General features: G+C 73.0%; 14 protein-coding genes. 6 read left to right on the forward strand and 8 right to left on the reverse strand.

The genetic code is table 11. The features are described from left to right. Positions 1–6: 6 nt before the first annotated feature. From ABD747_RS16820 to ABD747_RS16840, 5 genes are all read right to left on the reverse strand, one after another. Complete coding sequence (locus tag ABD747_RS16820) at positions 7–426, reverse strand: hypothetical protein (RefSeq protein ID WP_344806611.1); 420 nt, start codon at positions 424–426, stop codon at positions 7–9. Positions 427–803: 377 nt separating this feature from the next. Next, the gene (locus ABD747_RS16825; RefSeq protein ID WP_344806613.1) at positions 804–1391 is read right to left on the reverse strand and encodes a dihydrofolate reductase family protein; all 588 of its coding nucleotides are present in this window, start codon (positions 1389–1391) and stop codon (positions 804–806) included. Between the two features lie 72 nt (positions 1392–1463). Then, entirely contained in the window at positions 1464–2381 is a 918-nt protein-coding gene (locus tag ABD747_RS16830) for an RNA polymerase subunit sigma-70 (protein WP_344806615.1), read from the reverse strand. 58 nt (positions 2382–2439) lie between these two features. Continuing rightward, positions 2440–3483 (reverse strand): NAD-dependent epimerase/dehydratase family protein, encoded by a 1044-nt coding sequence (locus tag ABD747_RS16835; RefSeq protein WP_344806618.1) that lies wholly within the window; start codon positions 3481–3483, stop codon positions 2440–2442. Positions 3484–3518: 35 nt separating this feature from the next. Then, positions 3519–4424 (reverse strand): lysostaphin resistance A-like protein, encoded by a 906-nt coding sequence (locus tag ABD747_RS16840; protein ID WP_344806620.1) that lies wholly within the window; start codon positions 4422–4424, stop codon positions 3519–3521. A gap of 133 nt (positions 4425–4557) precedes the next feature. Between ABD747_RS16840 and ABD747_RS16845 the strand changes: the two genes are divergently transcribed. Together ABD747_RS16845 and ABD747_RS16850 are read left to right on the forward strand one after the other, a co-directional pair. Next, positions 4558–5808: a sensor histidine kinase gene (locus tag ABD747_RS16845; protein WP_344806622.1), complete on the forward strand. Its 1251-nt coding sequence runs from the start codon at positions 4558–4560 to the stop codon at positions 5806–5808. After that, complete coding sequence (locus ABD747_RS16850) at positions 5805–6485, forward strand: response regulator transcription factor (protein WP_344806624.1); 681 nt, start codon at positions 5805–5807, stop codon at positions 6483–6485. Before ABD747_RS16845 ends, ABD747_RS16850 begins: the two co-directional genes overlap by 4 nt. Here ABD747_RS16850 and ABD747_RS16855 read toward each other — a convergent pair. The 3 genes from ABD747_RS16855 to ABD747_RS16865 are packed head-to-tail and all read right to left on the reverse strand — an operon-like array spanning position 6437 to position 9417. Continuing rightward, the gene (locus ABD747_RS16855) at positions 6437–8011 is read right to left on the reverse strand and encodes a carboxylesterase/lipase family protein (RefSeq protein WP_344806718.1); all 1575 of its coding nucleotides are present in this window, start codon (positions 8009–8011) and stop codon (positions 6437–6439) included. The two genes, ABD747_RS16850 and ABD747_RS16855, sit on opposite strands and share 49 nt — an antisense overlap. 27 nt (positions 8012–8038) lie before the next feature. Further along, positions 8039–8650 (reverse strand): dihydrofolate reductase family protein, encoded by a 612-nt coding sequence (locus ABD747_RS16860; protein ID WP_344806626.1) that lies wholly within the window; start codon positions 8648–8650, stop codon positions 8039–8041. Further along, the gene (locus ABD747_RS16865; protein ID WP_344806628.1) at positions 8647–9417 is read right to left on the reverse strand and encodes a DUF899 family protein; all 771 of its coding nucleotides are present in this window, start codon (positions 9415–9417) and stop codon (positions 8647–8649) included. The genes ABD747_RS16860 and ABD747_RS16865 overlap by 4 nt, the downstream gene beginning before the upstream one ends. Before the next feature lie 253 nt (positions 9418–9670). On the opposite strand from ABD747_RS16865, the gene ABD747_RS16870 reads away from it, so the two are divergent. From ABD747_RS16870 to ABD747_RS16885, 4 genes are all read left to right on the forward strand, one after another. Continuing rightward, a complete protein-coding gene (locus tag ABD747_RS16870; protein ID WP_344806630.1) occupies positions 9671–10459 on the forward strand; it encodes a hypothetical protein in 789 nt (262 codons plus the stop codon). 116 nt (positions 10460–10575) lie between these two features. Next, complete coding sequence (locus ABD747_RS16875) at positions 10576–11394, forward strand: MBL fold metallo-hydrolase (RefSeq protein WP_344806632.1); 819 nt, start codon at positions 10576–10578, stop codon at positions 11392–11394. 39 nt (positions 11395–11433) lie between these two features. Beyond that, positions 11434–11751: an Rdx family protein gene (locus ABD747_RS16880; protein ID WP_344806634.1), complete on the forward strand. Its 318-nt coding sequence runs from the start codon at positions 11434–11436 to the stop codon at positions 11749–11751. Between the two features lie 66 nt (positions 11752–11817). After that, positions 11818–12591 carry a PIG-L deacetylase family protein gene (locus ABD747_RS16885; RefSeq protein WP_344806636.1) on the forward strand — a complete coding sequence of 258 codons (774 nt, stop codon included), beginning with the start codon at positions 11818–11820 and terminating at the stop codon, positions 12589–12591. Positions 12592–12607 lie beyond the last annotated feature (16 nt).

Consider the following 12607-nt stretch of genomic DNA (forward strand, 5'->3'; position numbering starts at 1 on the left):
GTCCGGTCAGCCTATCGGGCGGCATCGGAACCGCTCGGGCACGCCGGACGGAACGGAGCGGATCCGCCAGTGACCGCTCGGGTAGGACTGGGCCAGCTCGAGCAGGACCTCGCCACTGGCTCGCCCCCTCGCCGCGCCGACCCACCAGCGGTGCTCGGCGACGGCGCCGGCCGACCCGGGCTCGGCGAGCTGGTAACCGAGGATGGAACGCACCGACCAGAGCCGGTCCGACCACAGCAGGAGCTCGGGCCGCTCGCTGTCCCGCTCGATCCGGACCCTGACGTGAACGGGCGAACCCTCGGGCGGGACCTCGGGCAACTCCGGCTCGGTCGAGGCCGGCCGGGGGGCCGAGGCCGGACGGGCTCCAGTTCGGGCGTTCGCTGCGGACAGCGCCGGATCGGCGCCGAGCTGGGCGGTCGTGGGCATGCGGAACTCCCCTGGGTGCGTGCTGGCTGGGCGCGTGCTGGCTGGGCGCGTGCTGGCTGGGTGCGCGCTGGCTCGACGTGTGGTAGCTGGATGTGGCCTAGCCGGGCGTGCGCCAGCCGGGTCGGCGGCCTCGGTGCGGCCGGGGGTCGAGATCCGGTCGCACCGAGGCAAGCCCGAAGCGCGGTGCCGCGAACACCACGCTTGTTCGACGACGATCTGATCGAGCCACTGCGGCTCACCGGTCTTCCCCAAGCCCGGCTACCGAAGGCGGCCCTTTTAGAACATCTGTTCGAACAACGACAACTCTACACGCACCCTCCGACATTTCGTCAAGACCTTCGATTCGGCGCGTCCGGAGGATCCGCCGAGCGGACCGATCAGACCTCAGCGCGTGGGCTCCCGTCGCGCACGGGGACGTACGTTCCGAGCGTCACGCCGGACTGGACGACGATGTCGACCAGCCGCAGCTCGACCGGCGCCTCGAACAGGGTGCCGCCGGCACCGGTGAACGTCGGGAAGGTCAGCAGCCGGTACTCGTCGACGGCGTCCTGGGCCGCGAGCGCCCGGACCACACCCAGGCTGCCGATCACCACGACGTCCTGCCGCCGGGCCAGGTCACGAGCCGCCGGCACGAGATCGTCGCCCAGCAGCCGGGAGTTCGACCAGGCGTCCAGGTCCGGCGCACCGGAGCTGACGACGTACTTCGGCATGCCGTTCATGGCCGTCGAGAACGGGTCGGTCCGGCTCGGCCAGAGCCGCGAGAAGTGCTGCCAGGTCCGCCGGCCGAACAGCAGTACGCCGGTCTGCAGGATCGGTCCGAGGCGGAACTTGTCGCCCGCGATCGCCTCGGGCCCGAACCGGAACGCCCAGCCGCCGAACGGTGTCCCGGACCGGCCGTCCGGGTCCTCGACCACCCCGTCCAGGGTGGTGAACTCGATGACGATGATCTTGCCGCTGCTGCTCATCAGTGCCTCCGACGATGCGGGCCGCCCGAGTGGCGTGCCGTCGGAGGTACCTACCGGCGGGACCGGGCCGACTCATCGCTCCGCGGGCAGATCGAACAGCCCGAACACGACCGGGTCGGCGAACACGCTCGCCCGGACCACCCGGCCGTGGGAGACGGTGAGCAGCTGCACCGAGTGCGGCCGGCCGTCCAGGTACGCCGCGAAGCCCGCCTCGCCGTTCGCCCAGACCGGCGTCGCGTCCCAGCGCGTTCCGCGGGTCCGGTAGACCCGTCTCATGAAACCGGCGTAGGCCGGCACGCCGGCGTACCAGTTCCACATCGGCGGCATCTCCAAGATCACCTCCTCGGCGAGCAGCGCCGTGATCGCGGGTACGTCGGCCCGTTCGAACGCGGACACGTAGCGGTCCACCACGGCCCGCTGCTCGGCGGCCGGCGGCGCGACGTCGTCGAGTGCGATCCGCGCCTGCCCGAGCCGGGCCCGGGCACGCTGCAGCGCGCTGTTCACCGCCGCGGTCGTCATCTCCAGCGAGTCGGCCACCTCGGCAGCGGGCAGCTCCAGCGCCTCCCGCAGCAGCAGGACCGCGCGCTGCCGGGCCGGCAGGAGCTGGAGAGCCGCGATCAGCGCGAGCCGCAGCCGCCCGCGCTCGGACGCGGCGACGGCCGGGTCGACCGGCATCGGGACCAGCCACGGCACCTCCGCACCGGGCACGAACGGCGCGTCCGGGTCTTCGAACAGCTCTCCGACGCCCGACGGCAGCGGCCGACCGCGCCGCGACGCCAACGCGCTCAGGCAGACGTTCGTGGCGATGCGATAGAGCCAGGTCCGGACCGACGCTCGCTCCGCGTCGTAGCGGTCGGCGGCCCGCCAGGCCCGGACGAACGTCTCCTGCAACGCGTCTTCCGCGTCGAACGGGGAGCCCAGCATCCGGTAGCAGTGCACCAGCAGCTCGCGCCGGTGCGGCGCGACCGCCGCGTCGAAGTCGACCAGCACGCGAGCCATTGTGGTCCCGGGCAGTCCACGGATGCCGAGGCCCCGCGCTCGGCCGGCGCTAGTGCGATACCAGAGCGGACGCGATCATGCTCTCGCCGGCGGCGACGATCGCCTTCCGGGCCGGGCGCGGCGCGATCCCGAGGATGCGCCGCGCCTTCTCGTTCGAGGTCTGCTTGACGAAGCCGAGCTCGGCGGCCGCGGACCGGTACTCCGGCCGGAACCGGGCCGCAACGCGGACGACGACGTCCGGCAGGGTCCGGGTCGGCACCGCGCGCGCGGTATCACCGAGGTTTTCGCGCAGGATCTGGGCGATCGCGACCATCGCGATCGCCGGCTCGCCGGTGGAGATCAGGAAGCGCTGCCCGGCGGCGTCGGTCGCGGTCATCGCTGCCAGATGGGCCGCCGCCACGTCACGCACGTCGACGATCGGCACGGCCAGGTTCGGCGCGGCCCGCATGCTTCCGTCGAGCATGCTCTGCACGATGTGATTCGCCCCCGAGATGTCCCGGCCCATCACCGGCCCCATCACCGCGACCGGCAGGATCGTGGTGAGCTCCAGGCCCCGGCCGTCGGTTCGGACGAAGTCCCAGGCCGCTTGCTCGGCCAGGATCTTGCTCTTGCCGTATGCGTCGATCCCCGGCCCGTCGATGATCGACCAGTCGTCGTCGGTGAAGACGTGATCGGTCCGCGGGTGGCCGAACCCGACGGCGTGGAACGCGGAGGTGAGCACCACCCGCCCGATGCCCGCGTCGCGGGCGGCGCGCAGCACCCGCAGCGCGCCGTCCCGGGCGGGCAGGATCACGTCGTCCTCGTTCCGGACCCGGCCGAGCCGGACGGGCGAGGCCACGTGCAGCACGTGATCGACGCCGCGCAGGGCGTCCGCCCAGCCGTTGTCGGCGGTCAGGTCGGCCTGGACGAACTCCAGCGCGGCCCCCTCCCGCATGCCGGCACCGGCCAGCACCCGGCGCACCTCGTCCTCCTTGCCGAGCGAGCGGAGCGTGCTCCGCACCGGATGACCGTGGTCCAGCAGCTGCAGGATGATGTGGCCGGCGATGAAGCCGGACCCACCGGTCACCAGCACGAGCCCCGTGTCCGACGTCATGACTCCAGCATGCAGGCGGCCGATCGGTGGCGCCGTCAGCCGCGCCCGGTCCGCACCGCGGGCTCGGACGGCGGGGCGATCTCCGGGGCGTAGCCGGCCGTGGCGGACCGGCCGCGAAGGCTCCGGTAGCCGAGGACTGCGAGGGTCAGCAGGATCAGGGCCGGAACGACCTGCCAGCCGCCGGGAACGATGATCATCGCGCCCGCGGCGTTGATCGAGGCATGCATCAGGCCGGCCGCCAGGGTGCTTCCCCGAGTGTCGATCAGCAGCGTGCCGATCAGATAGCGCTGGAACGGCGCGGCGATCAGCAGCGCCGCCCAGGTGATCAGGGCGTCCCGGGGGCTCGTGCCGTCCCAGCCGTTCGCCTCGAAGGCCAGCGGGAGATGGATGACGAACACCGGCACGGCCGTCAGCAACGACCCGACCAGCAGTCCGTGTCGCGCCATCAGCCGGCCCTGGACGAACCCGCCCCAGACCGTCTCCTCCCACAGGTTGGCCGTGACCGCTCCGAGCAGGAGAAAGAAGAGGTACGTCGTCCCGACCCCGAGCCAGCCGCCGGCCGGCCCGTGCAGCGTGCCGGTGACCAGCGCGACCGCCACGGTCAGCAGCGGCATGGCGGCCACCAGCAGCAGGTAGCGCCAGCCCAGCCGCCAGCGGAGCAGCCCAGCGAACAGCCGACGTACGCCCGGGCGGCGGTCGGTGACCGCGGTGATCGCCACGGCCAGGCCCAGCAGCACGGCCAGCTCGGCCAGCTTGGCCGGCATCAGGTCGAGCCCGGCCAGCGCCGACCCGAACTGGGTGATCCAAACGAAGGCCGTGGCTGCGCCCGCCAGTAGCAGGATCGGACGGGACGCGGCGGCCCGCCGGAACCAACGAGACGGTCCGGGCGCGATGGGCCGGCTCGGCTCGACGGCCGCCGGGACAGGAGGTGGTGTGGTCATAGGCCCACCATCGCCGTGGCGCCGTGTCTCTGTCGTCTGCCGTCGAGGCGAATTGCCGCCGGCCGCCTCGCCCGCCGGACGTACGCCGCGCGGCCGATGCCGCGGACATACGCCGATGGCTAGGTTGAGCGCTATGCGCCGACCTGAACTCGATCCCGGCGCGGGGCCGGTGCGCGGTCGCTGGGCGGCGGTCCGGGAACCGGTGCTCGACGGCGCGGGTGCAGTACTGCTGTGGTCGGCGATGGCCGTCGCGCTCCTTGCCCGCCCGGTCGACGCCGGTCAGTCGCCCGCGACGCCCGCCGCCTACCTCTGGGCGGCGGTCATCGCCGCCCCGTTCGTCGTCCACCGCCACTTCCCGCTGATCGCGATCGGCGTCTCCGACCTCGGGCTGATCGGCTACTCCCTCGGCCGCTACAGCGCGTTCCCGGGCTACGCGACCTTCGCCCTGGTGTTCGCCGTCGCCCTGCACGCCGGCCGCCGCCGAGGTCTGACGGCCTATCTCCTCGGCGCGGTCGGGTTGATCGGCGCGCTGCTGCTCCAGCCGGCCGGGGTTGCGACCGCATCGTCGTGGATCAGCACCCTGCTGACGCTGACCGTCGGCTGGCTGGCCGGGGAGAACCTGCGGGCGCGCCGGGAGCGGCGCCGGCACGAGCTGGACGAGGCCCGCCGCGAGGCCGAGCAACGCGCCGACGAGGCACGCCGGCTGCTCCAGCGCCGGGCCGAGGACGAGCGCCGCGCGATCGCCGCGGAGCGCTTGAGAATCGCCCGGGACCTGCACGACGTCGTCGCGCACTCGATGAGCGTGATCGCGGTCCAGGCGGGCGTCGCGCACCACGTCGCCGACGAGCGGCCCGAAGCAGCCCGAGCCGCGCTGAGCAGCATCGAGGTCGTCGCCCGCGAGGGTCTGGTCGAGCTGCGCCGGATGCTCGGGGTCCTGCGCTCCCCCGACGGAACCGAGGACACCGACGCCGCCCCGACCAGCCCGAGCGAGGGTCTGCGCGACCTCGACAAGCTGCTGTCCCACTTCGCCGCCACCGGCCTGCGGGTGGAGGTGACCGACACCGGTCCGGCGGCGGACCTGCCGCCGGCGCTCGACGTGTCGGCCTACCGGATCATCCAGGAGGGGCTGACCAACGTCCTGCGGCACGGCGGCCCGGTCGCGGAGCTGAGCCTGTTCCGCACGCCGGCCCGGCTGCGGATCGAGATCCACGACGCCGGCCGACCCGCCGGCTCGGCACCGGTGACGGTGGGCTCGGGTCACGGCATCGCCGGGATCCGGGAGCGTGCCGCGTTGTTCGACGGCCGGGTCCGGGCCGAGCCCGAGCCCGGCGGCGGCTTCCGGCTGAGTGTCGAGCTGCCCGTCCAGGCGGTGGCGGTGGGATGATCCGGGTCGCGGTGGTGGACGACCAGGCCCTGGTCCGCGCCGGCTTCGAGCTGCTGCTCTCCTCGGCGCCGGACCTGGAGGTGGTCGGGAGCGCGGCCGACGGGGCGCAGGCCGTCGACCTCGTGGTCCGTACGCGGCCGGACGTGGTGCTGATGGACATCCGGATGCCCGTAATGGACGGGCTGGAGGCGACCCGGCGCATCCTGGCCGACGAGCGCGCTGCCGGCGTCCGCGTCCTCGTCCTGACCACGTTCGACCTGGACGAGTACGTCTACGGAGCTTTGCGGGCCGGCGCCAGCGGGTTCCTGCTGAAGGACACTCCGCCGGCCGACCTGCTGGCCGGCGTGCGGCTGGTGGCGGCCGGCGAGGCACTCCTCTCGCCCAGCATCACCCGGCAGCTGATCGAGTCGTTCCTGCGGCGTCCGGCGGAGACCGAGCAGTCCGTCGCCGCCCGGCTCGACGTGCTCACCGACCGCGAGCGCGACGTGCTCGCGCTGGTCGCCCGAGGACTGTCCAACGCCGAGATCGGTGCCCGGCTGTACATCAGCCCGGCCACGGTGAAGACCCACGTCGCGCGGATCCTGACCAAGCTCGACGCCCGCGACCGGGCCCAGCTGATCGTGATCGCCTACGAGTCCCGGCTGATCCGGCCGGGCGAGGACGCCGGGTCGAGCTGAACGAGCGGCAACGCCGCGAACGAGTGATCGAACCAGATCTGCCGGGACCGCTCCTCCGGATAGGCACCGGTCACGCAGGGTGCGTTGAAGCACCGGACCGACCGTCGCTCGGGGTCGTACGCCGGCCAGCCGGGATCTCCTTCGGTGGCGAACGACACCCACGCCGCACGCATCCGGGCGGACAGCTCGTTCGCCTGCTCGGCCGCCGCCTCCCCGATCAGCAGGGCCGGCTGGCCCCGGTCGAGGTTCCCGAACACGAGCGGTACGTCGAGGCCGTGGCAGGCGCCGAGGATGCCGCCCATGCCGGGTGCCGGCCAGGTCAGCTCGTAGACGTACGTCCGCCCGCCGGCGGCTGCGTGCGCCTCCGCCACCCGCAGCGACGGCATCCGGAACAGCCAGTCGGACTGGACGAGCTCGTACAGCTGCTCGGCGGTGGCCTCGGCGAACGCCTCGCGATAGCGGCGGGCCCCGTCCGGGCCGGGGGCCAGCGCGTCGAGGGCCTCCGCCGCCTGCTCCTCACTCACCTCGCCGAGCAGGCCGTCCAGCGCGGTGAACAGGCGGTGCTCGTCGCGCGTGTGACCGGCCAGCAGGTCGACGTCGCGGGCGGCGCCGTCGGCCAGCGCCTGCCACGGGGTGCCGGTGAGGACCTCGCCGTCGACGACGGGCGAGAACAGCACCGACCGGTACGCCGGGCGCCCCCACCGGCCGACCCGCCGGCCCATCGTCGCGCCGACCGCGTCGGCCGCGGCGGTCAGTTGCGCCGGAGCGACGTCGCGGAGATCGTCCAGCGTGGGTCGTCGATCCAGCTCGGCCGCGCACGCCGCCGCGATGTCTGCGGCGAGCTCGGCGGAGAAGAACGTTCCGGGCAGGCTCTGCGCCGCCGCCCGGCGGAACAGGCCGGCCGCCGCCGGCATCACCAGCAGCGCGGCTACGGCTCCGCCGCCCGCGGACTGGCCGAGGATCGTGACCCGGCTGGGGTCGCCGCCGAACGCCGCGATGTTGGCGCGGACCCATTCCAGTGCGGCCACTTGGTCGAGCAGCCCGCGGTTCGCCGGTGCGCCGTCGAGCTGGGCGAAGCCCTCCACCCCGACCCGGTAGTTGAACGTCACCACCACCACGCCGTCGCGCGCGAGCCGGCCACCGTCGTACTCCGGCAGCCCGGAGCTGCCGATCAGGTAGCCACCGCCCTGGATCCACACCAGCACGGGCAGTCCGGCCGCCGGTCCCGGATCGGGCGTCCAGACGTTGACGGTCAGCCAGTCGTCGGCGCCGGCGCCGGCCGACAGGCGGTCCATCCCGAAGTGCCCGCCCTGCGGCGGCGGCGGGCCGTAGGCCGCCGCGTCGCGCACTCCGTCCCACGCCGGCGCCGGCCGGGGCGCGGCGAACCGGAGCGCTCCGACCGGAGGCTCCGCGTACGGGATGCCGCGGAAGACGGCCACTCCCGCTTCGACCAGGCCACGGAGTGTGCCGCCCGGCGCGCGGACCTCGGGCCGGGACGCCGCTGCCCCGGGCTCGCCGGCCGGCATCACGCCGGCACGCCGCTCGACCGCAGGTCAGCCACCGGAGCCGGCCTGGGGGCGGCGCACCGGGAAGCGGAGGTGCAGCACCCGGGAGCCCTGGATCACGACGTCGGGGTCGTCGAGCAGGTGCTGCCCGTCGATGCCGCCGAAGTAGCGCTTCCCCGTGCCGAAGACGACCGGAACGATGTCGATCGCGACCTGGTCGACCAGTCCGAGGGCGAGGGCCTGACCCCCGACGTCGCCGGCGCACACCGCCACCACTCCGTCGCCCGCGCGCCGCTTCGCCTCGGCCACGGCATCCGCGATGTCGGTGAAGAAGGGGACGTCGGCCTCCGGGTGCCAGCCCTCGGGCTTGGGCCGGTGCGAGACGACGAGGAGATGCTCCCCCGCCGGCGGCCGCGCCTCCCAGCCGTTGGTCAGGTCGAACAGGTGGCGGCCCTGGATCGTGGCCCGGATGCTCTGCCAGAACGGCCGGACGTAGGCCTGCGAGGTCGCGGAGACCTGGAAGGGTCCGTGCTCCTCCGCCCCCTCGATCAGCGGCCGGTCGCCGTTGAAGTACCAGTCGAACAGGGGTCCGACCTCGTCGTGCTCGTCGGCGATGAAGCCGTCGACGGAGGTCACTGCATGCATGATGACGATGCTCATTCGCTGCTCCTGGTGTCGAGGTCGTCGCTGCGCCCGGCGCGGATCCGCGACCACTGGGCGGTCGGCCGGCCGTCCTGCCGGAACTGGCCGCCCCGGCTGTCCCACCGCTGGGGCCAGCCCTCGGGCGAGTCCTCCCAGAGCTCCTGCCGGCCGTACACGGTCAGGTCCAGCAGGCCGTACGACGGCGCCATCACCTCGTTGCCGCGCCCGGTGGTCCAGTAGGTCTCGAAGACCCTGCCGCCGTCGCGGAGATAGCAGACCAGCATGCCGAAGTACCGGCCGGCGATCAGCCGGTCCTCGGAGTCCGGCGGCACCGCGTACCAGGGGATCGTCCAGCCCATGAAGTCGCGATAGCGCGAGCTCTGCTCGTACGGCCCCTGGCAGAAGGTCGCATAGCTCACGTCCCGCGACGCCAGGTAGGACAGCTCGTTGATGTGCGCCGTAGAGAACGTGCATCCCTCGCACTGCTCGGCGGCGGGGCGACCGGTGTGCCACATCTGGAAGTACGCGATCAGCTGCGACCTGCCGGCGAAGACGTCGAGCAACGGAACCGCCCCGTCACCCCCGAGCAGTGGAGTCCCGGGGTCGACCTCCACCATCGGCAGCCGTCGGCGGGCCGCGGCGATCGCGTCGCCCGCGCGGGTGTGCGCCTTTTCGCGGATCCGCAGCCGGTCCAGCTCCGCCTGGAAGTCGGCCCGGTCGACGATCGGCGGCCGGGGTGCCCCACCGATCGGCGAGTCGCTGGTCTCGGAGTTCTGCGCTGTCACGTTCGGCCCTCCTCGTGGCTGTCTCTCCATGGATTCTGACCGCCCTCAGGCAGCGAACTCATCGCGAGGGCGGTGCCCGAACCGGTTCGGCAGCGCCGGCCTCGACGACGGATGCTCCCTCGTCGACCGGAGATGATCGTGTCGAGTGTGAATCCGAGCCTGCGGATCGGACGAGGGAGCATCGATCGTCCGCGCCGGGGTCGGGCGCGACTCGGAGCAGCCCGAGCCTCGAGCGACCGGGACAATGTCTGCCGTGACGGCTGCCACGACCGGTGATCCGCTGCCCGCGCCCCCGGACCGGGCGCCGGACCTCGCCGACGACTTCGCGACGGGTCCGCGCTCCGAGCTGTGGGTCGGCCACTACCTGCCGCACTGGACGACGCCGGATCGGTCCGCCGCGCGCACCGGGCCGACCGAGGACGGGCTGCGGCTGCGGATCGACGAGGACCAGCCCGACTGGCGGCCGGAGGACGCGCCGATGCGGGTGTCCAATCTGGCAACGGGCACGTTCTCCGGACCGCTCGGCTCGACCCGCGGAACCCACCGCCACCGCGACGACGGGCTCACGGTCCGCACCCCGACACCGACCCGGCTGCTCTGGGCCCCGTCCGCCGGGCGGGTCGACCTCACCGTCAGCGCGACCCGGGACGCCGGCTGCATGCTCGCCGGCTGGCTGGTCGGCACCGAGCACGGTGGCGAGCAGGACAGCGGCGAGGTCTGCGTGTTCGAAATCGACGCGTCGGCGATCGGGACACACACCGTTGCCCGGACCGGTCTGAAGGCGCACCACGATCCGCGCCTGGTGACCGACATGACCGAGGTCGTGCTGCCGTTCGACGCCACCCGCCCGCACACCTGGACCGCGATCTGGGGTGCAGGGCGGACGCTGATCGGCTGCGAGGGCACCGTGGTGCGCCGGATCGAGCAAGCGAGCGCGTATCCGCTGTTCTTGATGCTCGACCTGTTCGAGATCGGGCCGCCCGGCGGTAGCTACCCGAAGTCCGCGCTGCTACACCGCGTGCGCGGCTGGACCCTCGGCTGACGGGCTGTCGGTAGCGGGTGCTTCGATGTGCCGTGTCGTGGTCACCGCCGCCGCACCGTGCCGCTGATCGTTGGTGGTGGTGTGATCTCGCCCGCCGACCCGAGGAGGACCGACCGATGACGACGTACCTCTGCGCCACCTGCGCGGTGGAGACGGACGGACCGCGGACGCCGGAGCAGGTCTGCCTGATCTGCGCGGACGAGCGGCAGTACCTGCCGCCCGGAGGTCAGCGCTGGACCAGCGTCGAGGAACTGATCGCCGACGGTCACCGGGTGGACTGGTTCGAGGTCGAGGACCGGCTGCTCGGGCTGCGGGCAGAGCCGCAGGTCGGCATCGGGCAGCAGGCGATGCTGGTCCGAGGCAGCGCGGGGAATCTGCTCTGGGACCCGCCCGGCCTGATCACCGACGAGGCGGTCGAGCAGGTCCGCGGCCTCGGACCGGTGCTCGCCGTGGCCGCCAGTCACCCGCACATGTTCGGCGTCCAGCTCGAGTGGGGCGCCGCGCTGGACGCGCCGGTGCTGGTCAGCGAGCCGGACGCGTCCTGGCTGCAGCGCCGCACGGAGACGATCCGGACCTGGAACGGTGAGCTGCAGCTGGCCGACGACCTGACCCTGCTTCGGCTCGGCGGGCACTTCCCGGGCAGTGCTGTGGCGCTGTGGTCCGGCGGTGCCGGCGGGCGGGGCGTGCTGCTCACCGGCGACACGATCTTCGCGAACCCGGACGGCACGGCCTCGTTCATGCGCAGCTATCCGAACCGGATCCCGCTGTCGGGTGCGGTGGTCAGCCGGATCGCCGACGCGACCGACCGGTTGGAGTTCGACCGGCTCTACAACAACTTCGGCGGGGTGATCACCGCCGACGCCCGCGCGATGGTGCGGTTCTCCGCCGACCGGCACGCCGCCTGGGTCCGTGGCGACTACGACCACCTGACCTGATCGGGCCCGGGCGTTGGCCCGCGCTGCCATGCTGGAGGCATGGACTCGCCCAGCGGACCGCACGTCGTCATCACCTACTGCACCCAGTGCAAGTGGTTGCTGCGGGCCAGCTGGCTGGCCCAGGAGCTGCTGAGCTCGTTCACCGTCGAGATCGCCGAGCTCACGCTGCGTCCGGGTACCGGCGGGGTGTTCCGGATCGCCATCGACGACGAGGTGGTCTGGGACCGCAAGATCGACGGCGGCTTCCCCGAGATCGGCCGGCTGAAGCGGCTGGTCCGCGACCGGATCGCTCCCGGCCGCGATCTCGGCCACACCGATCGGGCGGCCGTCGCCGAGCTGGCCGCCGACGCCGGCTGAGCGTTCGTCCACCGCCGGCCCGGGGAACATACGCGACACCCGGCCGCCCGCGTACGCTGCGGTTCCATGAGTGGGCCTGCCGCCGAGGAACCGATCAAGCCGACGCCCGATCTGGAGCCGGTCGGCGAGGACTGGCAGCGCGCGCTGTGCGTGGTCGCTCATCCCGACGACATGGAGTTCGGCACCGCAGCGGCGGTGGCCCGCTGGACCGGGCAGGGCAAGACCGTCGTCTACGCCATGGTGACCAGCGGCGAGGCCGGGATCGACGGGATGGACCCGGAGCAGTGCCGGGCGGTCCGGGAGGCCGAGCAGATCGAGTCGGGACGGATCGTCGGCGTCGAGGTGGTGGACTTCCTCGGCGAGCCGGACGGCGTGCTGGAGTACGGCGTGCACCTGCGCGAGGTGATCACCGCGGCCGTCCGCCGGCACCGGCCGGAGATCGTGATCACCAACAACTTCCGGGACACCTGGGGTGGCGCGTCGCTGAATCAGGCCGACCACATCGCCACCGGCAAGGCGACCCTGGACGCGGTCCGCGATGCCGGCAACCGGTGGGTGTTCCGCGACCAGCTCGAGGCCGGCGGGCTGGAGCCGTGGGGCGGGGTCACGCAGGTGTGGGCGGCCGGGTCGCCGAACGCGACCCATGCGGTCGACACGACCGCCACCTTCGACGCCGGTGTCGCCTCGCTGGAGGCGCACCGGGCCTACATCGACGGGTTGGGCTGGGAGGAGTTCGATCCCGAGGAGTTCCTGGAGGGCGGCGCCCGGGCGACCGGGACCCGGCTCGGCGTGCCGATGGCGACCGCGTTCGAGGTGTTCCGGATGGGCTGGGGAGACTGAGGCGGAGACAGCCATC

Source organism: Microlunatus ginsengisoli (genome assembly GCF_039537205.1).
GTDB classification, from domain to species: domain Bacteria; phylum Actinomycetota; class Actinomycetes; order Propionibacteriales; family Propionibacteriaceae; genus Microlunatus; species Microlunatus ginsengisoli.